The organism is Nocardioides sp. NBC_00163 (assembly GCF_045206295.1).
Taxonomy (GTDB): domain Bacteria; phylum Actinomycetota; class Actinomycetes; order Propionibacteriales; family Nocardioidaceae; genus Nocardioides.
In genome coordinates, this window is record NZ_CP108155.1 from 4,800,997 (window position 1) to 4,824,876 (window position 23,880).

Below are 23,880 nucleotides of genomic sequence, written 5' to 3' on the forward strand. Positions count from 1 at the left end.
ACATGGCTGTACCCACCTTCGTCGACCGCGTCACCCTCCACGTCGAGGCCGGTCGCGGCGGACACGGGGTGGCGTCGGTTCACCGCGAGAAGTTCAAGCCGCTGGGCGGTCCCGACGGCGGCAACGGCGGCCCTGGCGGGTCGATCATCCTGCGCGTCGACCCCGATGTGACCACCCTGATCGACTACCACCACAGTCCCAAGCGCAAGGCCCCCAACGGCGGGCAGGGCGCCGGTGACCACAAGAACGGTGCCCACGGCGAGGACATGGTGCTCTCCGTCCCCGACGGCACCGTGGTGACCGACATGAACGGCAACGTCCTCGCCGACCTGGTCGGCCCGGGCTCCGAGCTGGTCATCGCCGAGGGCGGCCGTGGCGGGCTCGGCAACGCGGCACTGGCCTCCTCCAAGCGCAAGGCTCCCGGCTTCGCGCTCCTCGGCGAGCCGGGTGAGGCGCGAGAGATCGGGCTGGAGCTCAAGGTCGTCGCCGACATCGGCCTGGTCGGGTTCCCGAGCGCCGGCAAGTCGTCCCTGATCGCGGCGATCTCGCGCGCCAGGCCGAAGATCGCCGACTACCCGTTCACGACCTTGGTGCCCAACCTCGGCGTCGTGAAGGGCGGCGAGATCACCTTCACCGTCGCCGACGTGCCGGGCCTGATCGAGGGTGCCGCCGACGGTCGCGGCCTCGGTCACGAGTTCTTGCGCCACATCGAGCGCTGTGCCGCGCTCGTCCACGTCATCGACACCGCGAGCATCGAGCCGGGCCGCAACCCGGTCGACGACCTCGACGTCATCGAGAACGAGCTCTCCCGCCACGGCGGCCTCGAGGACCGTCCCCGGCTGGTCGCGCTGAACAAGGTCGACGTCCCCGACGGTCGCGAGATCGCCGAGATGACCATCGGCGAGTTCGAGAAGCGCGGGATGAAGGTCTTCGAGATCTCCGCCGCCTCCGGCGAGGGCACCCAGCAGCTGATCTACGCGATGGCCGAGATCGTCGCTGACTCCCGCAAGGACGTCGCGGTGGCGCCGCCGACCCGGATCGTGCTGCGCCCCGAGGGCGTTGAGGGCAAGAACGGGTTCACGGTCAAGGTGTCGAAGAACGGCGAATTCCTCGTACGCGGCCCGCAGCCCGAGCGCTGGGTGCGGCAGACCGACTTCGAGAACGAGGAGGCCGTCGGCTATCTCGCCGACCGCCTCAACCGGCTCGGCGTCGAGAAGCGCCTGGTCGAGCTCGGCGCCGAGGAGGGCGACACCGTCATCATCGGCGACCCGGCGAACTCGGTCGTCTTCGACTTCCGTCCCTCGATCGACACCGGTGCCGAGATGCTCGGCCGCCGCGGTGAGGACCAGCGCTTCTACGAGGAGCGGCCCGCTGCCTCGCGGCGACGCGAGATCGACGCCGGGATGGAGACCAAGGAAGAGTACGAAGCCCGCGCCGACGTCGCCCGCCGGCTGCGCGACGGGGCCGGCCCGGTGGCGTACGAGATCGGCGGGGAGGACGACCCGGACTGGGCCGAGGACGACCCGTCGGCGGACTCAAGAACACGCTCGGGGGAGTAGCGGCCCCGCCCGACCAGCGGAAACCGGCGGATCGAGCGGCGTCGGCGCCGGTAGGATCCGGTGCAGCGGAGAGCACAGGCTGACGTACGAGGGGGATCGGTGCAGCGCGAGGTCGTGACCGGGGCACGCCGGGTGGTGGTCAAGGTCGGATCGTCGTCGCTGACGACGGCCGCAGGGGGCATCGACCCCGACCGGGTGAGCGCCTTGGTCGACGTGCTCGCCAAGACCCGGGCCACCGGCGCCGAGGTCGTGCTGGTCTCCTCCGGGGCGATCGCGGCCGGGCTGTCGCCGTTGGGGCTGGCCAAGCGTCCGCGGGCGCTGGCCAAGCAGCAGGCGGCGGCGAGCGTGGGGCAGGGGCTGCTCGTTCACCGTTACACAGACGAGCTCGCCCGACACGGCATCATCGCAGGTCAGGTGCTGCTCACGGTCGATGACCTGAACCGGCGGGCCCACTATCGCAACGCCGACGCGACGCTGTCGAAGCTGCTCGACCTGGGTGTGCTCCCGATCGTCAACGAGAACGACACCGTGGCCACCTCCGAGATCCGGTTCGGCGACAACGACAGGCTTGCGGCACTGGTGGCCCACTTGGTCAAGGCCGACCTGCTGGTGCTGCTCAGCGACGTCGACGCGCTCTACGACGCGCCGCCGTCCCAGCCCGGCTCGCGGCGGATCGACGAGGTCGCCTCGCCGGCCGACCTCGACGGCGTGACCATCGGCAAGGCCGGTGCCGCCGGAGTCGGCACAGGGGGCATGGTGACCAAGCTGGAGGCCGCCCGGATCGCTGTCGACGACGGCGTCCCGGTCGTGCTGACCTCGGCCGCTCAGGCAGAGGCTGCGCTCGCGGGCGAGGCCGTCGGCACCCTGTTCCATGCCGTCGGCAAACGACGCCCCGCGCGTCTGCTGTGGCTTCAGCACGCGACCGAGCCGGTCGGCTCGATCACGGTCGACGCCGGTGCGGTCGCCGCGATCAGTCGCCGCGGCGCCTCGCTCCTCGCCGCGGGGGTCACCGGCTACTCCGGCGCGTTCCATGCCGGCGACCCGGTCGACGTCGTCGACCCGTCGGGCGTGGCCGTCGCGCGCGGCCTGGTGAACTACGACGCCGACGAGATCCCGAGGCTGGCCGGGCGGTCCTCCGGCTATCTCGAGGCCAATCTCGGGGCTGCGTACGCTCGGGAGGTCATCCACCGCGACGACCTGGTCGTGTTGTGAGCAGAGCACGGTGGGTTCCCTTGGCGCTGGCGTGGGGAGTGCTCGTCCTCTGTGGCCTGCCAGCGTTGGCGATCACATTCTCCCGGGCGCTGGCGAGCACCGACCTGCGGGCAGTGCGCCTGGCCGCGTTCGCGCCCTTTGGCGTCGGGTTGTACGCCCTGTGCCTGGTCGCGGTCCTGGTCCTGGTCTGGCTGGCCACCGGTCCCGGCCGGATCCGGCTCGCGGTCGTCGCCGGGGTCGTCGCGCTGTTCTTGGCGGTGCACGTGGCCTGGCAGGCACCGCTCTATGCGGGATCCCGCGCGACCAGCGCCGGTGAGCCGCTGACCGTGATGACCACCAACCTTCTCGAGGGCAAGGGCGACACCGACGTCGTGGTCGAGACGGTGCGTGCGCACAAGGTCAACGTGCTCGCCATCCAGGAGATCACCCCGGAGGCGTTCGCGAAGCTGTCGAGGACGCTGCGCGACCAGCTGCCCTACCGGATCGGCGAGGCCGCACCCGGCACCATGGGCACGATGATCTTCGCCGACCAGCCGATCACCAAGTCGCGCCGGATCGACACGGCGATGGGGTCGTGGGTCGCCGACGTGGGGGAGTGGCGGGTCGTCGTCGCGCACCCGGCGCCGCCCACGCTCGCAACCTGGCCTGCCGAGCAGGAGCTGATGATCGAGGAGGCGGCCGCGGAGAAGCCCGACCTCGTCCTGGGCGACCTGAACGCCTCGCTCGACCACCACACGGTCCGGCGGCTGCTCGACGACGCAGACCTGCAGGACGCGGCCCGGGCCAGCAACGCCGGATGGCAGCCCACCTGGCCGACCGAGGGTTTCGCCGGCGTACCTCTTCCGCCTTCGACCGCGATCGACCATGTCCTGATCGGGGATGACCTGGTCGCGCTGGCGACGAAGACGGTCGAGGTCCCGGGCTCGGACCACCTGGCGCTGGTCGCCTACCTCGGTACTCCCGAGGAGTGAGGCTCCGCCGGGCTAGCCGGTCTTGAGGGCCCCGAACCACTGCTCTGCGCCGTAGGCCTCTAACCGCTCCACCTCGACGAACCCGAGCCTGCGGGCCAGGCGTAGGGAGCGTTCGTTGGCCACCTGGGTGGTGAGGACGACCGGCTCACCCGGGAGCGTCTTCTCGATCCAGCCGAGGGCCGCGCGCGTCGCTTCGGTCGCGATGCCTGCGCCCCACGATGTCGGAAGAAACTCGTAGCCGAGCTCGACCTCGTCGCCCTCCTCGCGTACGTGGTGTGCCCACGCCCGATCGCGGCGCTGGATCGTGATCCTTCCGATGAACTCGCCCGCGTGCTCGACGGCGAAGATTCCGGGCCTGGTGTTCGGATCCTCCGGGATCAGCTGCTCCAGCTCCTCTCGGGTGTGCTGCGGGCCGCCGAGGTAGGCCTGTACTTCCTCGTCCGAGAGAAGCTTGGCCAGACCTGGTCTGTCTTCCGTCCTGGTCTCTCGGAGGATCAGGCGCTCGGTGACGATCGGGTCTGGGGGCCAGGGGACGTCGCCCAGGGGTTTCATGCTCTTGGACGGTAGCTGGGTTCGGGGTTGGTCAGGGGCCTTTTGGGTTGTACGTGGGTGGTTCTGGTTCGTCGGGTCTGTGCTTCTTGGTTGGGGTGGGCCGCCGACCCTTTCTTGGAGGGTCTTCTCGACGGTCCCCGGAGTAAAGGACGGCCTTCGGCCGCCGGCTTCGCCGGTCGCCTGCGGCGATCCTTGACACCGGGGACCGTCGAGAAAAAAAATTGGCTGGCTATCGGGGCGGCGGCCCGGGTGTGGCGCAGCGGATACTTGCTTGGGACAGGTGAGGTTGATGGGGCGGAAGGGCGGCCCTTCGGGCCACTTACCATCCACAGATGCTAGGCCGTTCACTCACTGCGAAAATGCGCTTTGACCTGGGAAAATAGATGGCAAGAGCAGGGCTGAATGCGTAGAATCAGACCCATCACAACACCTCTTTGAAGGGAGGGATGGCGATGAGTCTCGGCCGCTCGATCGACCACTGGGGCACCAACCCCGGCGACCTGATCGACGCCGCCTTGAAGGCCATCGAGACCGCCCTCCAAGAACTTCTCGCCACCGACCCCGCCTACTGGCGCACCGGGCAGAAGAAAGACCTCCTCGAGCGTCTGGAGAAGCTGCAGGCCCAACAGGCTGCGTTGAAGCTGCGGGTGCTCGCCACGGCTGGTGATATCGCCGAAGAGACCGGCGCCAAGGACGCCTCCGGGTGGATGCGGACCGAGCTCCTCGTCGACAAGGCAGTGGCCCGCTCACAGGTGAAACTCGCCGCCGGGGTCGCGAAGTACGACCTCGTGGCCGCCGGCCTGGCTGAAGGCGTCGTGTCCCAGGACAAGGCAAGAGTGATCACCCAAACCCTCAACCAGATCGAGACCGACCCCGCCGCCAGCGCCGAGGACCTGATCCTCGCCGAGAAGCTCCTGGTCGACTACGCCAGCCAGTTGACGGCGAACGAGTTGAAGATCGTCGGGCGACGGATCCTGAGCGAGATCGACCCCGAACGATTCGAAGCCGCTGAAGCCAAGGCTTTGCAGCGTGAAGAGGAGCACGCCCAGCGGCGCACCTTCTTCTCCTCCCGCGACAACGGCGACGGCACCATCGACATCCACGCCCGCGTCTCCTGTGCCATCGGGATGCGGCTGCGGACCCTCCTGGACTCGCTGGCCCAGCCGAGGAAGCTCTCGGCCGAGGACAAAGGCCGCAAAGCACCGTATGACCGGCTGCTGGGTCAGGCGTTCGCTCGGGTGGTCGAGACCTACGACGTGGACCAGTTGCCCCGGCACGGTGGGCACGGCACCACGGTGTTCATCACCATGAGCGTGGAGGACCTCCGCAAGGAACTCGGCACCGCGGCGTTGGGGTTCGACGGTGAGCAGATCACCGCCGCCGAGGCCCGCCGGATGGCCTGCAACGCAGATCTGGTCCCGGTCGTGTTGGGCACCGATTCCGAGATCCTCGACTTCGGCAGGACCGCCCGGTTGGCATATCCGATCCAACACCGCGCCCTCCGGCTACGAGACAAGTGTTGCCAAGCCGAAGACTGCGACGCCCCAGCGGCCTGGACCGAAGCGCATCACTTGAAACCCTGGTCCGGAGGCGGCCGAACCGACCTGGCAAACATGGTGCTGTTGTGTCCCAGTGACCATCGCCGAATACACGACGCCAACTACGGGTATGAGCGACTTCCGGATGGTCGGATCCGGTTCACTCGGCGTACCCGAACCGGCTGATCCGGGGCGGCCTGCGCTGGCGTGCCCGGATTCATCGGACCCCATGCAGCGCTCGCTGATCTGAGTCCTCGCGCAACTTCTGGTCTTGCCGCTGCCGCGGTGCAGCCGCCAGCCCCGGGATCTTCTCCGAGTACGCCAGCCCGAACCGGCCCACTGCATCTGGAAATCCTGCCGGGCGCTGTACGCGTGGCCAGATGACCCTGCCCGTCCGCCTGCGCGAGCCGCCACGACAGGCATCGTCGACGCCCATATCCCTGGCCATGCTCGTGAAGCGTTCACAAGGTGTCATCGTCTTGTAAAAGCACGAGCAGAGCCTCCGCCGCCAGGAGCGGCCGGCCCGAAATTCCAAGCCCGTACCCAACCAAAGGAATCCGCGCCAAACCCCGCCGCCGACTCGAGAACACCTTCCCCGAAAGGGTCGGCGGCCCCAGCCAATCGAAGATTGAGCACCACGCAACACCCAACAACGCCCACACCCCACCTGCTTGACTGCGACCCATGACCGAAGCCGAAGCGCTGACTACGCCGATCAGCATGCTCTGGGAGTCGGCCGATCCAGATGCCGCGCTGACCGAGCGGTTCGGCTTCGCCTCCGCGGTAGAGGCGACGGACTGGTTGACCGGCGTACTGGCCGAGCACTGGGGGCTGAGGGTGGCTGGCTGTGAACGGCTGGTGGTCAGCGATGCCAACTGTCTGGCGTGGATCACCGTCGACGGCTGTCGGATGATCGCCAAGTGGTCGATGCGGCCACGCGTGTTTGCGCGCTTGGCGGTGATCGCGCGGCTCACAGTGTGGCTGGGGGAGCGTGGGATACCTGTGTCGATCCCGCAGGCGGCTCGGGACGGCAGGGTCCAGGTGGAGGTCGACGGGTTCTCGCTCGGGCTGCAGCGGGTGGTCGATGGTGAGCTGTTGGACATCACCGATCCCGAGCAGGTCAGGGCTGCGGGCGAGATGCTCGCGAGGATGCATGCGGCGATGGCCGACTACCCGGAGCTGATCCCCACCGACGAGCCGCCGGCACCGGGCGCCCAGCTGGTCGGCAACGACTTCAGGTCGGCCAACATCATCTGGGCGCGGGACCCGCTACCACCACTGGCGTCCGACGCCGGCGGATGTGCGCGGGGCGTTCGTCGCGGCGCATCCTGTGGCCGGGCTATCGGTCAGTCGCCGACGGCGTCGATGCCTCGCTGGACGATGAGGGGGTCGGGGGTGCCGACGACTTCTGGGTCCTTCTCGTCGTAGTCGTGGTGGGCGAGGAAGTAGCGCATCGCATTGAGGCGGGCGCGCTTCTTGTCGTTGGAGCGGATCGTGGTCCAGGGCGCCCAGTCGGTGTCGGTGCGGCGGAACATCTCCTCCTTGGCGGATGTGTAGGAGTCCCACTTGTCCAACGACTGCACGTCGATCGGGGAGAGCTTCCACTGCCGTACCGGGTCGATCTGGCGGATGATGAAGCGGGTCCGCTGCTCCGATCGTCCCACCGAGAACCAGAACTTCGTGAGCGTGATACCGGAGTCGACGAGCATCTGCTCGAAGAGCGGCACCTGGTGCATGAACTGCTCGTACTGGTCGTCGGAGGCGAAGCCCATGACCCGCTCGACGCCGGCGCGGTTGTACCAGGAGCGGTCGAAGAGGACCATCTCGCCCGCGGTGGGCAGGTGCTGGACGTACCGCTGGAAGAACCACTGCTGCGACTCACGGTCCGACGGCTTGGACAGCGCGACCGTGCGGGCGTAGCGAGGGTTGAGGTGCTCCATGAACCGCTTGATCGTGCCGCCCTTGCCGGCCGCGTCCCGGCCTTCGAAGAGCAGTACGTGCTTGCCGCCGACGCGGTCGTTCCAGCGCTGGAACTTCAGCAGCTCGACCTGGAGAAGGTACTTCTGCTCGTCGTAGACCTCGCGCGCGATCCGCTCGGTGTAGGGATAGTTCTCGCGCCAGGTGTCGACTGCCTTGCCGGCCGGGTCCAGGAGTACGGGGTCGTCATCGTGATCCTCGCCGATCGTGTGACCCTCGGTGATCAGGTTGTCGATGTACTCGCGGAATCCCTGGGACATGCACACGACCTTAGGCAGAGGAGGTGAACGGGCGTCGACGTTTCAGCAAGCATCGCCATAGGGCCGTAACCTTGGTAGACGATGAATGCCCGGACCGTCTATCTGGACCACGCCGCCACCACTCCCATGGCCTCGGCGGCGATCGAGGCGATGACCGCGGAGCTGGCACTGGTCGGCAACGCGAGCTCGCTGCACGCATCGGGTCGCCGGGCCCGCCGGGTGCTGGAGGAGTCCCGAGAACGGATCGCCGCGGCGCTCGGGTCCCGGCCGGGTGAGGTCGTCTTCACCTCCGGTGGCACCGAGGCGGACAACCTCGCGCTCAAGGGTGCCTACTGGGCCCGCCGCGGCCAGGACCCGGCGCGCACCCGCATCCTGGCCTCCACCGTCGAGCACCACGCCGTGCTCGACCCGCTGCACTGGCTGGAGTCGACCGAGGGAGCACAGGTCGAGCTCGTCCCGTGCGACGCGACCGGGCGCATCGACCTCGCCGCGATGAAAGAGGCCATCGAGCGCGATCCCGCCTCGGTGGCGCTCATCTCGGTGATGTGGGCCAACAACGAGGTCGGCACGCTGCAGCCCGTCGCCGAGATCGCCGAGATCGCCGCCGAGTACGGCATCCCGGTCCACTCCGACGCCGTCCAGGCGGTCGGCTCGGTGCCGGTCGACTTCGCCACCAGCGGCGTCGACGCGCTCTCGCTGACCGGCCACAAGCTCGGCGGCCCGGTGGGCGCCGGGGCGCTCGTCGTGCGCCGCGAGCTCGAGCTGACGGCGCTGGTCCACGGAGGCGGCCAGGAGCGAGACGTACGCAGCGGCACCCACGCCACCGCGGCCATCGTCGGCTTCGCGGCCGCCGTCGAGCTCGCGGTCAAGGAGCAGGAGGCGTACGCGACCCGGGTCGGCGCCCTGCGCGACCAGCTGGTCGAGCAGGTGCTGGCGGTCGTTCCGAACTCCCACCTCAACGGCCCGGCCCTCGCGCCGCTGGGCCGTCACCGGCTGCCCAACAACGCCCAGATCGCCTTCCCCGGGTGCGAGGGCGACTCGCTGCTGATGCTGCTCGACGCCGCCGGGGTCGAGTGCTCGACCGGTGCGGCGTGCTCGGCCGGCGTACCTCAGGCCTCTCACGTGCTCTTGGCCATGGGCCAGTCGGATGAGCAGGCGCGCTCCTCGCTGCGCTTCTCGCTCGGGCACACCACGACCGCCGAGGACGTGGACCGGCTGGTCGCGGCCATCGGGCCTGCGGTCGAGCGCGGCCGGGCTGCGGGGTTGCAGCGCTGATGGGACTCTGCTGATGGGAACGGGGATGAGAGTCGTCGCCGCCATGTCCGGGGGAGTGGACTCCGCCGTCGCGGCCGCCCGCGCGAAGGAGGCTGGCCACGACGTCACCGGCGTCCACCTGGCGCTCTCGCGCAACCCGGCGTCCTACCGCACCGGCGCCCGCGGGTGCTGCACGATCGAGGACTCCAACGACGCCCGCCGTGCCGCGGACGTGATCGGGATCCCGTTCTACGTCTGGGACCTCTCCGACCGCTTCCACGAGGACGTGGTCGAGGACTTCATGTCGGAGTACGCCGAGGGGCGCACCCCCAACCCCTGCCTGCGCTGCAACGAGAAGATCAAGTTCGCCGCCGTGCTGGACCGGGCGCTCGCGCTCGGCTTCGACGCGGTCGCGACCGGCCACTACGCGACGCTTCGCAACGGCGCCGACGGGCTCGTCGAGCTGCACCGCGCCGTCGACGCCGGCAAGGACCAGTCCTACGTGCTCGGCGTGCTCGACCAGGCCCAGCTCGAGCACTCGCTGTTCCCGCTCGGCGACACCCCCAAGCCGCTGGTGCGTGAGGAGGCGGCTCGCCGTGGCCTGCTCGTCGCCGACAAGCCCGACTCCCACGACATCTGCTTCGTCGCCGACGGCGACAACGCCGGCTGGCTGCGCGAGAAGCTGGGCGACCGGGCGCCCAACGAGTCCGGGCCCATCGTCGACGAGACCGGTGAGGTCCTGGGCGAGCACCAGGGGACGTACGCCTACACGATCGGGCAGCGCAAGGGCCTCCGCCTCGGCAAGCCGGCGCCGGACGGGAAGCCGCGGTTCGTGCTCGACATCGAGCCGGTCTCCGGCACGGTCACCGTCGGGCCCCGAGAGCACCTGGCCGTCGACGGCCTCTCCGGGATCCGGCCGCGGTGGGCCGGGCGTGCGCCCGAGGGCGTCCTCGAGGGCACCGTCCAGCTGCGCGCGCACGGCGACGAGCACCGGGCCCGGGTGACGGTGGTCCCCGAGGGGGCCGAGATCGAGCTGCTCGACCCCGCCTACGGCATCGCGCCCGGCCAGGCAGCGGTCATCTACGAAGGCACCCGAGTCGTCGGCTCGGTCACCATCTCCAACACCCGCCGGGTGGCTCTCGCGTGAGAGCTACCGGAGTCGGGTCGCTGCCTGGTGAGGACTACGCAGAGGCCTGCCGCGTCGTGCTCGGCGAGCTCACCGACCTGCCGCACCTTCCCGAGCTGCCGGCGCGTGGCGCGATCGCGAACATGACCGGCCGGGCGCTGGCCGTCCTCGAGGGGCTCGACGCCGACCTGCAGCCCGCGGGCTGGCGCCTGACCGGCACCTCCGGCTCCGCCGGGGTCGACCACCGGCGTGCCCGCAGCCTGCTCGCCCAGGACCTCGACACCGTCGAGGAGCTGGTCCAGGACTCTCCGCTCACCTCCGGCGGCGGCGCGTTCAAGGTCCAGGTCGCCGGACCCTGGACCCTCGCCGCCACGGTCGAGCGGCCGCGTGGTGACAAGCTGCTCGCCGACCACGGCGCCCGGCGTGACCTGGCGCAGGCGCTGGCCGACGGCGTACGCACCCACATCCGCGACGTACGCCGTCGCCTCCCGGGCGCGGACACGCTGGTCGTCCAGGTCGACGAGCCGGCGCTGAGCGCCGTGCTCAACGCCCAGGTGCCGACCGCCTCGGGGTTCGGCAAGCACCGCAGCATCGACCTTCCCGAGGCCTCCCAGGCATTGGAGTGGGTGCTCGGCGCGATCGCCGAGGAGGGTGCGATCCCGTGGGTGCACTCGTGCGCACCCGGGACCCCGCTGGACCTGGTCCGCAGGGCCGGGGCGAAGGGGATCAGCGTCGACCTGACCCAGCTCACCGCCGCCGACCACGACGACCTGGCCACGGCCCTGGAGGCGGGCGACACGGTCGCGCTCGGTGTGGTCCCCGCGATCGCTCCGGCGGGCGCCGCGCCCACCGACAAGTCGGTCACCGAGACCGTGGAGCGCTGGCTCGACATGCTCGGCCTGGATGCTGCCCACGACATCGTGCTGACGCCCGCGTGCGGCCTCGCCGGCGCCGACGGGCGATGGGCTCGCACCGTCCTGCGAATCCTCACCGAAAGTGCACGTCACGTGGCGTAGATTCCCCTCATGCAAAAACGGGGGATGGCACTGCTGGCCGCGGCTCTTCTGCTCACCGGCTGTGGCAGCGACGACGTGAGTGAGGCGGCCGAGGCGGACGAGAAGCCCAGGCCGACACAGGCGGCGAGCATCGACCCGGCCGATCTTAGGCCCGGCAACCAGCCCGCGACTCCCGAGGCGATCGCGGCGATCACGCTCCAGCGCGTGCCCGTACAGCCGGAGGCGTTCGAGGGCGGCGACGTCTACTTCGAGCAGGACGAGGTCGGCACCGTGCTCCTGTGGGGAGCCGACCACTCGTTGGAGGTCAAGGCCGGCGCGGTCGACGACGACCTGCTCTCGACCTGGTGCCACGACGGCATGTCGGGCTGTGTCGAGATGAAGGCCGCTACCGGCACCTCGACTGTCGCCTGGGACCTCGCCACCGACGACGGCACCCCCGGTCAGCTGATGGTCTCGCATGCGTCCGGGGGAGTGGAGCGCCGGGCCGCGTACGTTGGCGAGAAGATCACCGGCGACCCCCGCAAGCTCGATCTCGAGGTGAGCGTGGACGATCTGGTCGCTCTGGTCACCGACCCGCGCCTCGGCACGAAGACGACCATGAAGATGACGAAGGCACAGGTCAGCGGCTTTCCCTCGGAGGGTGCCAACGGCACCGACGAGGTCGCTCTGACCGCCGGGGCGATCGCGGCGGGACTGCTCGAGACCAAGGCGTACGCCGACATCGACTCCTTCGAGAAGGCCGACGTCTCGGCCTACGGCAAGGGTGCCTTCGGCGTCGTCGGCACCACCCCCGGCGGCACCGTCACGGCGGTCCATGCCCCGAACCTGCCCGCCGGGAAGCGGAAGTGCCCCACGACCCTCACCTGCTCCAAGGGCGACACCGACGGCTACGACGGCTGGAGCGACGGGTCGGCCGAGACCGTCCGCTGCCATGAGGCGGAGGGTGACCTTCCCGCGTTCTGCGCGGTCGTACGCCAGCAGGCGCCCGCACCGTTCCCCGGCGACGACCTCGACCCGGTCCTGTCCGGGCTCGAGGTGGCGTTGGAGACGCTGTGGCCGACGGTTGCGGCCGAGACCGCCAGCCGGGGTGAGTCGCTGGTCGGCTGAGCGCGCTCAGCGTCCGGCGACCCGCTGGCCCTCGTAGGTCGGGCTGTCGTAGGCCTGACCCCGCTGGCTCGGCGGTGCGAACGACTCGGGCGGCCGCGGCTGGCGACGAGCGGGCTGCAGTTGGGGAGCCGCGTGCTGCGGTTCCAGGTGCTGGGGACCCGGCTGGCGGTGGCTCGGCTGACGCGGAACGGGCTGGCGAGGATCGGGCTGGCGCGGGCCCGGCTGGCGCGGACCTGGCTGGCGCCGGATCGGCTCCTGGCCCTCGGGTAGCCGGCGCGGGAGCGGAGGCTCGGGTCGGGACTGGGGCTGCTGGCGAGGGTGGGCCGGGTAGGGCCCCGATGCCTGTCGCGGGTCTGCGGGATACCGCGGGGCCTGGGCGTAGCCCGGCGCGTCCCACTCCTGCTCGCGCTTGCGGCGTCCGGAGAGCAGCGCGACGGCACTGGCCACGAGCGCGAGAACGATCATCGAGGCCACGATGATCCAGGTGAGCGGGCCGACGCCGCCCTCTTCGGCCGGTGCGGCCAGCTTGACAGCCTCTGTCTTCGGGGCGCAGTCGCTCTGGACGCACTCGCCGTCGCTCGGGGTGCCGGTCACGACGAAGGAGATCCCGCGGTTCACCGAGCCCTGGAAGGTGAGGGTGTGCTTGCCGAGGCCGATGTCCTTGGGAAGCCGGCCGGACCACTTCGCGACGCCGTGACCGTTGGCCTTGACGCTGGTCGAGAGCACCAGCGGGGTCGAGTAGACGACGACCCTGATGCCGGTCTCGTTGGGCTTGAAGCCGGAGGCCTCGGCATGGATCACGTCCTCGGCGTCCACGGAGGCGTCGTCGATCCCGGTCAGGTTCAGGCCCTTGACCGTCGGCGGCTCCTCGGGCGCGGTCCAGGGCTTCTTGGAGGCCTTCTTCGTCGGCTTCTCGCCGGAGCCGGCACCGGCCCCGTCGCCGGAGTCGCCACCTGTGGTCCGGCCCGAGGACGTACCGCCGCCCGAGCCCGTGCCCGAGCCCGTGCCTGAACCGTCCGAGGACCCCGTGTCGTCCGAAGGCTCCTCCGGGGTCGGTGAGCTGCTGGGCTGAGTGAGCGCATCGAAGTCGAAGGGGACGCCCACCGCCCGCGAATCGGCAGAGTCGTAGAGGTCGCGGCCACCGCCGCGCATCGTCATGATCTGGTAGTCGGTGCCGGGGTCGAGGTCGGCGACCTGTGCGGCGTCGAGAGTGAACGCGTAGGTCCAGTCGTCGGGGTTGTCGGGATTGATCACGACTGACTTGACGAAGGTGCTCCTCGTGCCCGATCCGCGGTAGCCGACCGGGTTGAGCGCGATCTCGATGCCCGGATCCTTGCCGGTGTAGTCGGTGCCGTGGACATTGAGTACCACGCCGTCCTTCGACTGCTCGACGATCGACACCTCGACCTCTGCGTCGGAGAACACGCTCCCCAGCCCGAGCGCGTGCGTAGCGCCGACCGGAGCCAGCAGGAGCGCGAGCGCCGTCAACAGCGTCACCACGAGCCGAGAAAACACCGCAGACCTCACAAGGCGGTCACTTGGGGGATTGATGTCGGCCCGCCTCTCCCGACGGGGGTGGAAGGTAGCCTGCTTTACCCTCCATCGTGAGCCGCGTCACCCAGGTGTTGACGGGTTGCGTCGATATTGAGGGCGTTGAGAGTCGTTTGGGCTGGTGAAACGCCGAAAACGCCCGGGTGGGTATGTGGTCGGAAATTGTCGGCGGGACCAGGCAAGATGGTGCCCGTGAACGATGACGTGACCGACGCCGGCCCTGAGCAGAAGAACGAGCACCAGGAGCTCGCCGAGCAGATCGAGGACGCTCGCTACCGCTACTACGTGCTCGACGACCCGACGCTCTCCGACGCCGACTTCGACCAGAAGTGGCGCCGGATCAACGAGCTCGAGGAGCAGTTCCCCGAGCTGCGTACCCCCGACTCGCCGACCCAGAAGGTCGGTGGCACGTTCTCGACGGAGTTCACCGCGGTCGACCACCTGCAGCGGATGGAGTCGCTCGACAACGTCTTCTCGTTCGACGAGCTCACCGGCTGGCATGCCCGGATCGCCAAGGACGGTGCCGGCCAGGCCGAGCTGCTGTGCGAGCTCAAGGTCGACGGCCTGGCGATCAACCTGCTCTACGAGAAGGGCCGCCTGGTGCGGGCGCTGACCCGCGGCGACGGCCGCACGGGCGAGGACGTCACCCCGAACGTACGCACCATCAAGTCCATCCCGCACCGGCTCACCGGCACCGACGAGTTCCCGGTGCCCGACCTGGTCGAGGTGCGCGGCGAGGTCTTCTTGTCGATCGAGGCCTTCGACAAGCTCAACGCCTCCCTGGTCGACGCGGGCAAGCCGATGTTCGCCAACCCGCGCAACTCCGCCGCCGGCTCCCTGCGCCAGAAGGACCCGCGCGTGACTGCGACCCGCGAGCTCGGCATGGTCTGCCACGGCATCGGCGCCCGGCAGGGCTTCCGGCCGGTCGCCCAGTCGCATGCGTACGAAGCCCTGAAGGCCTGGGGGCTGCCCACCTCCAAGCGGGTCAAGGTGCTCAAGAGCCTTGCCGAGGTCGAGGAGTTCATCAGCTACTTCGGCGAGCACCGACACGACGTCACCGAGCACGAGATCGACGGTGTCGTGATCAAGGTCGACGACATCTCGCTGCAGCGCCGCCTCGGCTCGACCAGCCGCGCGCCACGGTGGGCGATCGCCTACAAGTACCCGCCGGAGGAGGTCAACGCCAAGCTGCTCGCGATCGACGTCGGCGTGGGCCGCACCGGCCGGGTCACGCCCTTCGGCGTCATGGAGCCGACCAAGGTCGCCGGCTCGACCGTCGAGCGCGCGACGCTACACAACGCCCACGAGGTGAAGCGGAAGGACGTACGCCCCGGCGACACCATCATTCTGCGCAAGGCAGGCGACGTGATCCCGGAGATCCTCGGCCCGGTGCTGCCGCTGCGGCCCGAGGGGCTGCCGGAGTGGGTGATGCCCACCGAGTGCCCCGCGTGCGGCACCACGCTCGCCGAGCAGAAGGAGGGCGACAAGGACCTGCGCTGCCCCAACCACCGCGGCTGCCCCGCGCAGGTGCGGGAGCGGGTCTTCTTCGCCTCCGGACGAGGTGCCTTCGACATCGAGGGGATGGGCTACGAGGCGGCGGACGCGCTGCTGGCCGCCGAGGTGATCACCAACGAGGGCGACATCTTCTCGCTCGACGAGGCCAAGCTCGCCACCACGGCGTTCTTCACCCGGGCCGCGAAGAAGGCGGAGAAGGAGGCCGGGGCCGGCGACCGGGTGCTCAACGCCAACGCGCTGGGTCTGCTGCGCAACCTGGAGGAGCGCAAGCAGGTCCCGCTGTGGCGGGTGCTGGTCGCGCTCTCCATCCGCCACGTCGGTCCGTCCGCGGCCCGGGCGCTGGCCACCGAGTTCGGCTCGCTGGACGCCATCTGGGCCGCCGCCCAGGAGGAGCTGGCCGCCACCGAGGGCGTCGGCGGGATCATCGCCGAGGCCATCGTCGAGTGGCGCCAGGTCGACTGGCACCAGGAGATCGTGGAGAAGTGGCGTACGGCCGGGGTCTCCCTCGAAGACGAGCGCGACGCGTCGGTGGCGCGCACCCTCGAGGGCCTGACCATCGTGGTCACCGGGTCGTTGGAGGACTTCTCCCGCGACGGCGCCAAGGAGGCGATCATCAGCCGAGGCGGCAAGGCCGCGGGGTCGGTCTCGAAGAAGACCGACTACGTCGTGGTCGGTGAGAGCGCGGGCTCCAAGGCGGCCAAGGCCGAGGAGCTCGGCCTGCCGATCCTCGACGAGGCGGCGTTCAAGGTTCTGCTGGAGGCCGGACCCGCTGGACTCGGCTAGAAAATACCCCCCATAGTGTGGCCTCGTGCTCGAGGCCCTTCCCCCACTCCTCACGGTCGCCGCGGTCCTCCTGGTCCCGGCGACCGTGCTTCTGTTCACGATCCGTATGCCGCGTACCGGCTCGCTCTCCGCGGGCACGGCGGTCCTCGCGGCGACCCTCACCGCCATGGTCGCCCTCGGAGCCGGCCTGCTGCTCGGCCAGGACGCCACCCGGGCGGCGATCGGGGCCGTCGTCCTCGGTGCCTCGCTGCTGGCCTGGCTGCCCGCGGCGCGGGACTGGGACGTACGCGGCCTGGTCGCCTGGGCGCTCACCATCGACGTGGGTCTGCTCTACCTGACCTACGTGGGGCTGTGGACGGTCACGGTCCATCCCGGAGCGTGGACGACGACGCTGTCGAGCCTGCTGTGGCTGCTGGAGGTCTTCGTCTTCCTGATCGGCGTGGGCTACCTGTGGGAGATGGTCGACGTGCTCGCCCGGCGCCGCTGGCGTGGCTGGCCGGTGCGTGGCGAGCACCACCCCGGATGGGGCCGTCCGTTCGTGAGCCTGCACGTCCCGACCCACAACGAGCCGCCCGAGATGGTCATCGAGACCCTCGAGCGGATGCTCGAGCTGGACTACGACGCGTACGAGATCCTGGTCATCGACAACAACACCGACGACCCCGCGCTGTGGCGGCCGGTGCAGGACTTCTGCGAGCAGTACGACGGGGTCACCTTCATCCACCTGGCCAACTGGCCGGGGTTCAAGTCGGGGGCGCTCAACTACGCGCTGGCCCGGATGAACCCGCTCACCGAGGTCGTCGGGATCGTCGACGCCGACTACCACGTCGCCCGTGACTTCCTGGCCCACAACGCCCCGCTGTTCAGCGACGAGTCGGTGGCCTTCGTGCAGACACCGCAGGACTACCGGGACTGGGACGTCTCGGCGTACTTCCGCCGGCTCTACCACTCCTACGGCTACTTCTTCGACGTCAGCCAGGTGTCTCGCAACGAGCGCAACGGCGCCATCTTCGGCGGCACCATGGGGCTGATCCGCGCCTCCGCGCTGGTCCGGTCCGGCGGCTGGGACGAGTGGTGCATCACCGAGGACGCCGAGCTGTCGCTGCGGCTGCTGAAGATGGGCTACAACGGCATGCACGTCGACCGCTCCTACGGCCGCGGCGTGATGCCGCTGACCTTCGAGACGCTCAAGAAGCAGCGGTTCCGGTGGTGCTTCGGCGGCATCCAGATCCTGCGCATGCACTGGCGCTCGCTGATGCCCGGACGTCGCACCGAGGAGAACCAGATGACCCTGTCGCAGCGCTGGGCCTACCTCGTCGGCGGGCTGCAGTGGTTCGGGGACCTCGCCGGAGCCCTGTTCACCTTCTTCCTGATCTCGGGCGCTCTCGACCTGATGCTGGGCGGGGGACTTGTCGTACGCCGCCTCTCGGGGCTCCTTCTGTTCGCCGCCGTCGCGCTGGTGCTCTTCGGCGCGGCCCGCTCGATCGCACTGGTCCGCCTGCGCAGCGGGGCCTCCTGGCGCGACGCGATCGGTGCCTTCGGGCTGTGGCTGGCGCTCGGGGCGACCGTCGCACGTGCCTCCTGGCTCGGGCTGGTCTCGCGCGAGGGCACGTTCCTGCGTACGCCGAAGATCAAGGGGCAGCCGCGGGTGCGAGACGTGGTTCGGGGCAACCTGGTGGAGACCTTCGCCGCGGTCGCCTGCCTGGCCATGGCGGTCCTGGTCGGCGCACTCGGCGGGGCGACCGGGCTCGCCATCGCGGCGCTGCTCGGCTTCCAGGGGATCGGCTACGGGCTGGCCCCGATCAACAGCTGGGCGGCGATCCACAGCGACCTGCCCGCCGACCTGCGACGCCGTCGCGAGCGGATCTGGGCATGGAGCGCCGCCGCGGCTCCCGCTGCTCGGCGTGGGGGACTGGTGCTCGCCTTCAGCTCGGTGATGCTCGCCGGACTGGTCGCGCTCGCGGCGCCCGTGGGCAGCCCGGACGTACCCGAGGTCGGCGATGTCCACGGTGCGCTCGAGAAGAAGCCGCGCGACGGTGAGGACCGGCCCACGCCCGCACGGAGCCCGCCGCCGGAGCCGACCGCGGACCCGACCCCGGCCCCGGAGCCGTCATCGAGCGGTGCGGGCTCCACGGCCAGCACCCGGCCGACCCAAGCCGCCGACCCGACCCCGTCGACCGATCCCACTCGCGGTGCCGATCCGACCCAGGCGGCCCCCGCCCAGCCGAGCTCGGCGGGCAGGCCGACCGACAAGCCGTCCAACGGCGGCGGCCCGAACAAGACCCCATAGGCGTCATCTGCTCGCCTCTGCGTTACCGACGTGAGAGTTGGGGCCGCTGACACCTAGGATGTGCGCATGCCAGAAATCACCCGCGACGAGGTCGCGCACCTGGCCGACCTCGCCCGCATCGACCTCAGCGACGCCGAGCTCGATCACCTTGCCCCGCAGCTTCAGGTGATCCTCGAGTCCGTCGCCTCGATCCAGGGGCTTGCCGGCGACGACGTGCCTGCCACCTCCCACCCGCTTCCGATGACCAACGTCTTCCGTGAGGACGTCGTCGTGCCCGGCCTGACGCCGGAGCAGGCGCTCTCCGGTGCGCCTGCCGTCGAGGAGCAGCGATTCTCGGTGCCGCGGATCCTGGGGGACGAGCAGTGAGTGACCTCATTCTGAAGTCGGCCGCCGACCTGGCCGACTCCCTTGCCGCCGGTGAGACCACCTCGGTCGAGCTGACCCAGGCCCACCTCGACCGGATCGCCGCGGTCGACGGCGACGTCCACGCCTTCTTGCACATCGACGCCGAGGGCGCGCTGTCCCAGGCCGCCGCCTCCGACGCGCGCCGGGCCAACGGTGACGCGCTGCATGCCCTCGACGGCGTACCGATCGCGGTCAAGGACGTGCTGACCACCACCGGCCTGCCGACGACCTGCGGCTCCAAGATCCTCGAGGGCTGGGTTCCGCCCTACGACGCGACCGTGGTCAAGAAGATCAAGGAAGCCGGTCTGCCGATCCTGGGCAAGACCAACATGGACGAGTTCGCGATGGGCTCCTCCACCGAGCACTCCGCGTACGGCCCGACGAAGAACCCCTGGAAGCTCGACCGGATCCCCGGCGGCTCCGGTGGTGGCTCGGCCGCGGCCGTCGCCGCCTTCGAGGCGCCGCTGGCGCTCGGCACCGACACCGGCGGCTCGATCCGCCAGCCGGGTGCCGTCACCGGCACCGTCGGCGTGAAGCCGACCTACGGGTCCGTCTCCCGCTACGGCCTGGTCGCCCTGGCCAACTCGCTGGACCAGGTCGGTCCGGTGACCCGCACGGTCCTCGACAGCGCCCTGCTGCACGAGCTCATCGGCGGCCACGACCCGCTCGACTCCACGTCGACGACCACCCCGGTGACCGGGCTCGTCGACGCGGCCCGTGCCGGCGCGACCGGTGACCTCAAGGGCGTCAAGGTCGGCGTCATCAAGGAGCTCGCGGGCGAGGGCTGGGCGCCCGACGTGATGCGCAAGTTCAACGAGTCGGTCGACCTGCTCACCAAGCTGGGTGCCGACGTCGTCGAGGTCTCCACGCCGAGCTTCGAGCACGCGATGGCGGCCTACTACCTGATCCTGCCGGCGGAGTGCTCCTCCAACCTGGCCAAGTTCGACGCGATGCGTTACGGCCTGCGGGTCACTCCCGACGGCGACCCGAGCGCCGAGGACGTCATGAAGGCGTCCCGTGACGCCGGGTTCGGCGACGAGGTCAAGCGCCGCATCATCCTCGGCACCTATGCACTGAGCAGCGGCTACTACGACGCCTACTACGGTCAGGCGCAGAAGATCCGCACGCTGATCATCGAGGACTTCAAGAAGGCCTTCGAGCAGGTCGACGTGCTGGTCTCGCCGACGTCCCCGAGCACCGCGTTCCCGCTGGGCGCCAAGCTCGACGACCCGCTGGCCATGTACATGCAGGACCTGGCCACCATCCCGGCCAACCTGGCCGGCACGCCCGGAATCTCCGTCCCGGCCGGGGTCTCCGACGTGGACGGGCTGCCCGTCGGCGTACAGCTCCTGGCTCCCGTCCTGGAGGACGCCCGTCTCTACCGCGTCGGTGCCGCGCTCGAGGGCGCCATCGGCCCGGTGCTCTCGATCGACAAGCTGGAGGTGGCCCGATGACCGCTGTGCCTGATTCTTTGGGTCTTGTCGGTTTCGACGAGGTGCTGGAGCGCTACGACCCGGCCTTCGGGCTCGAGGTGCACGTCGAGCTCAACACCAACACCAAGATGTTCTGCGGCTGCCCGGCGACGTTCGGTGGCGAGCCCAACTCCCAGGTCTGCCCGACCTGCCTCGGCCTGCCCGGCTCGATGCCGGTCGTGAACGCCAAGGCCGTGGAGAGCGCGATCCGGATCGGCCTCGCGCTCAACGGCTCGATCGCGGAGTGGTGCCGGTTCGCCCGGAAGAACTACTTCTACCCGGACATGCCGAAGAACTTCCAGACCTCGCAGTACGACGAGCCGATCGTCTACGACGGCTACCTCGACGTCGAGGTCGAGGGGGAGACCTACCGGGTCGACATCGAGCGCGCCCACATGGAGGAGGACACCGGCAAGACCACCCACATCGGTGGCGCGACCGGCCGCATCCACGGCGCCGACTACTCACTGGTCGACTACAACCGCGCGGGCATCCCGCTCATCGAGATCGTCACCCGCCCGATCCTCGGCACCGGTGCCAAGGCACCGCTGGTCGCGAAGGCCTACGTCGCCGCGCTGCGCGAGATCCTGCTGGGTCTGGGTGTCTCCGACGTACGCATGGACCAGGGCTCGATGCGCTGCGACGTCAACCTGTCGCTGTCCCCGAAGGGGTCCGGGACGTTGGGCACCCGCACCGAGACGAAGAACGTCAACTCGCTGCGCTCGGTCGAGCGTGCCGTACGTTTCGAGATGTCGCGCCACGCCGGGATCCTCGACGCGGGGGAGGCGATCTTCCAGGAGACCCGCCACTTCCACGAGGACACCGGCACCACCTCGGCCGGCCGGCCGAAGTCGGACGCCGACGACTACCGCTACTTCCCCGAGCCCGACCTCGTCCCGGTCGCGCCGTCGCGCGAGTGGGTCGAGGAGCTGCGGGCGAGCCTGCCGGAGCGCACCGCTGACAAGCGGGCTCGCCTGCAGGTCGAGTGGGGCTACTCCGACTTGGAGATGCGCGACGTCTGGGCCGCCGGCGCTCTGTCGCTGATCGAGGCGACGGTCGCCGAAGGTGCCTCCGCACAGGCCGCCCGTAAGTGGTGGATGGCCGAGCTCTCCCGCAGCGCCAACGACCGTGGCGTCGAGCTCGCCGAGCTCGGTGTCACTCCGGTCCAGGTCGCCGAGGTTCAGAAACTGGTCGACGCCAAGACGCTGACCGACAAGCTGGCCCGTCAGGTCTTCGAGGGTCTTCTCGCAGGTGAGGGCACGGTCTCGGAGATCATCGACGCCCGTGGCCTCGCCGTTGTCTCCGACGACGGTGCGCTCGGCGCCGCCGTCGACGAGGCCATCGCCGCCCAGCCCGCGGTCGCCGACAAGATCCGCGGCGGCAACCAGGCCGCAGCCGGTGCGCTCATCGGCGCGGTCATGAAGGCGACTGGCGGCAAGGCCGACGCCAAGCGTGTCCGCGAGCTGATCCTGGAGAAGCTCGCCTAAGACCCACGCCGAGTCGGCTCGTCCCGACAACAAACTCCGCCGAGTCGGCGCGTCATGACGCGCCGACTCGGCGGTGGTTTTGGTCAGGATGAGCCGACTCGGGGACGGGGTGCACTGGCAGACTGTCCGGCGTGACCGTGACCGAGCCCTTCCGCATCGCACTGCTCATCGACGCTGACAACGCGCCTGCCTCGAAGATCGACGACATCTTGAACGACCTGGCCGAGTATGGCGAGGTGACGATCCGGCGGGCCTACGGCAACTGGACCAAGTCCGAGCTCAAGGGCTGGATCGAGGAGCTGCACGATGCCGCGATCAGGCCGATGCAGCAGTTCGACCTGACCGCGCACAAGAACGCCTCCGACATGGCGCTCGCGATCGACGCCGTCGAGCTGCTGCACGCGGCGATCCCGGACGCGTTCGCGCTGGTCTCCTCCGACTCCGACTTCACGCCGCTGGTGCACTACCTGCGGGAGAAGGGCCGGGCGGTCTACGGCTACGGCCGGGAGAAGACGCCGGCGCCGTTCAAGAGTGCCTGCACCCGGTTTACCGTGGTGGAGAAGCTCGGCGGCTCCGAGGAGGAGACCGAGGTCGACGCCGAGCCCGGGACCACGCGCACCCGCAAGCAGTCGTCCTCGGCGACCAACGGGCAGGCGCTGAAGCGCAACGCCCGCCTCATCCAGCTGCTGCGCAACTCCATCGCCGCGGCCGCCGACGACGACGGTTGGGCACTGGTCGGCACCGTGGTCTCCCGCATCCGCAACCAGTCCTCCGAGGACCCGCGCAACTACGGGTACGCTACTTGGACCAAGCTGATCAAGGCGATCGACCTCTTCGAGCTCAAGGACGAGGGCACCTCGGCGATCGCGGTCAGCGACAAGCGCACCAAGAAGTGACGTACGTCCTCTACTGGGTCTGCGCGGTGGCCGGGCGAGCACATCTGACGCCCTTGGGCACCGACCCGTGGAGGTGCTTCAGTGCGGCCTTGAAGTCGCGGCAGCGCTCGGTGTCCTCCTCCTTGTTGCGGGGGTAGCCGATCGCCGCGTTGACGCCGCCCATGTCGAGGTCGTCGGCGAGCGGGTTGATGTCGCGGGCGACGGTCCAGTACCACCGCGAGATCGGCGCGCTGTAGTCCAGCGACCGGGCGAGCTCGGGGCGGCGGCGCAGGTCGATGTCGAAGTAGGCGCCGGCGTCGGTGTAGTTGGCCTCGCCGGTCAGCTGGATGTAGCCGCGACCGGTGAACTTCCGCTTGTCGCGGCCCCTGGCGTCGTGGTGGAAGGAGCTCTCGTTGGCGAGCGTGGTCAGATACGCCGCCTGCCGGTAGGCGGTGGTGATCCCGGCATCGGCCATGGCGCGGTTGAGGCTCGGCAGCCCGGTCTCGACGGTGCTCCGGTCACCCACCTTCTCGCCGAACATGGCGACCAGATCGGCGTACGTGACCGATGTCCGTGCCTCCTCCGCGCCGGCCGTCGTGGTCGGGGAGAGGGCGAGAAGGGTGGCCGAGATCGAGGTTGCGACAAGGCCGAGAATCCTGTGGCGCATGGGGACAGAGTGACTGCTTGTCGGCGATCCCGCAAGCAGGGCTCGCCCGGCATAGGATTGCCCCGAATTAGCAGAGCCTCAATCAACACACGCCGTGGTAGGGGAAGCCGGTCGAATCCCGGCGCTGACCCGCAACCGTAGGCCCAGGCAGCGAGAGCGTCCTGGGCGAGCCGGAGCACCTACCGACGGACGCGTACTGACCTGACGCTGTCGTGGAAAGCAGCGGGTCGGCCCTGGGCCTTCCCGACGAACAGCGCGGAAGG

19 protein-coding genes and 1 riboswitch are annotated in these 23,880 nt (G+C 69.7%); of the genes, 15 read left to right on the plus strand and 4 right to left on the minus strand.

Annotated features, from left to right (window positions below; genetic code table 11):
* Positions 1-2 precede the first annotated feature (2 nt).
* The 3 genes from obgE (at position 3) to OG801_RS23065 (ending at position 3,742) form a co-directional block, all read left to right on the plus strand.
* Positions 3-1,559, plus strand: a complete 1,557-nt coding sequence (obgE, locus tag OG801_RS23055) for a GTPase ObgE (protein ID WP_355020616.1) — start codon at positions 3-5, stop codon at positions 1,557-1,559.
* A 99-nt stretch (positions 1,560-1,658) separates the two neighbouring features.
* Positions 1,659-2,771, plus strand: coding sequence for a glutamate 5-kinase (gene proB, locus OG801_RS23060; RefSeq protein WP_406031546.1), 1,113 nt, complete (start codon positions 1,659-1,661; stop codon positions 2,769-2,771).
* Between the two features lie 65 nt (positions 2,772-2,836).
* Positions 2,837-3,742: an endonuclease/exonuclease/phosphatase family protein gene (locus tag OG801_RS23065; protein WP_406031547.1), complete on the plus strand. Its 906-nt coding sequence runs from the start codon at positions 2,837-2,839 to the stop codon at positions 3,740-3,742.
* Positions 3,743-3,754: 12 nt separating this feature from the next.
* Here the strand turns inward: OG801_RS23065 and OG801_RS23070 are convergent, their stop codons facing one another.
* A complete protein-coding gene (locus OG801_RS23070) occupies positions 3,755-4,294 on the minus strand; it encodes a GNAT family N-acetyltransferase (RefSeq protein WP_406031548.1) in 540 nt (179 codons plus the stop codon).
* Between the two features lie 452 nt (positions 4,295-4,746).
* Here OG801_RS23070 and OG801_RS23075 point away from each other — a divergent pair, with 452 nt between their 5' ends.
* The gene (locus OG801_RS23075) at positions 4,747-6,018 is read left to right on the plus strand and encodes a DUF222 domain-containing protein (RefSeq protein ID WP_406031549.1); all 1,272 of its coding nucleotides are present in this window, start codon (positions 4,747-4,749) and stop codon (positions 6,016-6,018) included.
* Between the two features lie 498 nt (positions 6,019-6,516).
* Positions 6,517-7,260 carry a phosphotransferase gene (locus OG801_RS23080; RefSeq protein WP_406031550.1) on the plus strand — a complete coding sequence of 248 codons (744 nt, stop codon included), beginning with the start codon at positions 6,517-6,519 and terminating at the stop codon, positions 7,258-7,260.
* Here the strand turns inward: OG801_RS23080 and ppk2 are convergent.
* The gene (gene ppk2, locus OG801_RS23085; protein ID WP_355020610.1) at positions 7,179-8,069 is read right to left on the minus strand and encodes a polyphosphate kinase 2; all 891 of its coding nucleotides are present in this window, start codon (positions 8,067-8,069) and stop codon (positions 7,179-7,181) included. The genes OG801_RS23080 and ppk2 overlap by 82 nt on opposite strands.
* An 81-nt stretch (positions 8,070-8,150) precedes the next feature.
* On the opposite strand from ppk2, the gene OG801_RS23090 reads away from it, so the two are divergent.
* Genes OG801_RS23090 through OG801_RS23105 form a run of 4 tightly spaced genes read left to right on the plus strand, consistent with a single transcriptional unit; the run spans position 8,151 to position 12,572 of the window.
* Positions 8,151-9,344, plus strand: a complete 1,194-nt coding sequence (locus tag OG801_RS23090) for a cysteine desulfurase family protein (protein ID WP_406031551.1) — start codon at positions 8,151-8,153, stop codon at positions 9,342-9,344.
* Between the two features lie 25 nt (positions 9,345-9,369).
* Complete coding sequence (gene mnmA / locus OG801_RS23095; protein WP_355020608.1) at positions 9,370-10,470, plus strand: tRNA 2-thiouridine(34) synthase MnmA; 1,101 nt, start codon at positions 9,370-9,372, stop codon at positions 10,468-10,470.
* On the plus strand, positions 10,467-11,465 hold the full coding sequence (locus OG801_RS23100) for a methionine synthase (protein WP_406031552.1): 999 nt from the start codon (positions 10,467-10,469) through the stop codon (positions 11,463-11,465). Before mnmA ends, OG801_RS23100 begins: the two co-directional genes overlap by 4 nt.
* Positions 11,466-11,474: 9 nt before the next feature.
* Entirely contained in the window at positions 11,475-12,572 is a 1,098-nt protein-coding gene (locus OG801_RS23105) for a hypothetical protein (protein WP_406031553.1), read from the plus strand.
* A 6-nt stretch (positions 12,573-12,578) separates the two neighbouring features.
* Here the strand turns inward: OG801_RS23105 and OG801_RS23110 are convergent, their stop codons facing one another.
* Positions 12,579-14,072 carry a hypothetical protein gene (locus OG801_RS23110; protein ID WP_406031554.1) on the minus strand — a complete coding sequence of 498 codons (1,494 nt, stop codon included), beginning with the start codon at positions 14,070-14,072 and terminating at the stop codon, positions 12,579-12,581.
* A gap of 234 nt (positions 14,073-14,306) precedes the next feature.
* Here OG801_RS23110 and ligA point away from each other — a divergent pair, with 234 nt between their 5' ends.
* From ligA to OG801_RS23140, 6 genes are all read left to right on the plus strand, one after another.
* Complete coding sequence (gene ligA / locus OG801_RS23115; protein WP_406031555.1) at positions 14,307-16,421, plus strand: NAD-dependent DNA ligase LigA; 2,115 nt, start codon at positions 14,307-14,309, stop codon at positions 16,419-16,421.
* 25 nt (positions 16,422-16,446) lie between these two features.
* The gene (locus tag OG801_RS23120; protein WP_406031556.1) at positions 16,447-18,711 is read left to right on the plus strand and encodes a glycosyltransferase; all 2,265 of its coding nucleotides are present in this window, start codon (positions 16,447-16,449) and stop codon (positions 18,709-18,711) included.
* Between the two features lie 66 nt (positions 18,712-18,777).
* Positions 18,778-19,077 (plus strand): Asp-tRNA(Asn)/Glu-tRNA(Gln) amidotransferase subunit GatC, encoded by a 300-nt coding sequence (gene gatC / locus OG801_RS23125; RefSeq protein ID WP_091049380.1) that lies wholly within the window; start codon positions 18,778-18,780, stop codon positions 19,075-19,077.
* Positions 19,074-20,570 carry an Asp-tRNA(Asn)/Glu-tRNA(Gln) amidotransferase subunit GatA gene (gatA, locus tag OG801_RS23130; protein WP_406031557.1) on the plus strand — a complete coding sequence of 499 codons (1,497 nt, stop codon included), beginning with the start codon at positions 19,074-19,076 and terminating at the stop codon, positions 20,568-20,570. Before gatC ends, gatA begins: the two co-directional genes overlap by 4 nt.
* The gene (gene gatB, locus OG801_RS23135) at positions 20,567-22,075 is read left to right on the plus strand and encodes an Asp-tRNA(Asn)/Glu-tRNA(Gln) amidotransferase subunit GatB (RefSeq protein ID WP_406031558.1); all 1,509 of its coding nucleotides are present in this window, start codon (positions 20,567-20,569) and stop codon (positions 22,073-22,075) included. Before gatA ends, gatB begins: the two co-directional genes overlap by 4 nt.
* 131 nt (positions 22,076-22,206) lie before the next feature.
* Positions 22,207-22,971: an NYN domain-containing protein gene (locus tag OG801_RS23140; protein ID WP_350663910.1), complete on the plus strand. Its 765-nt coding sequence runs from the start codon at positions 22,207-22,209 to the stop codon at positions 22,969-22,971.
* 10 nt (positions 22,972-22,981) lie between these two features.
* Here the strand turns inward: OG801_RS23140 and OG801_RS23145 are convergent, their stop codons facing one another.
* Positions 22,982-23,617 carry a hypothetical protein gene (locus OG801_RS23145; RefSeq protein WP_406031559.1) on the minus strand — a complete coding sequence of 212 codons (636 nt, stop codon included), beginning with the start codon at positions 23,615-23,617 and terminating at the stop codon, positions 22,982-22,984.
* 99 nt (positions 23,618-23,716) lie between these two features.
* Positions 23,717-23,798, plus strand: a riboswitch (cobalamin riboswitch).
* Positions 23,799-23,880: the final 82 nt, after the last annotated feature.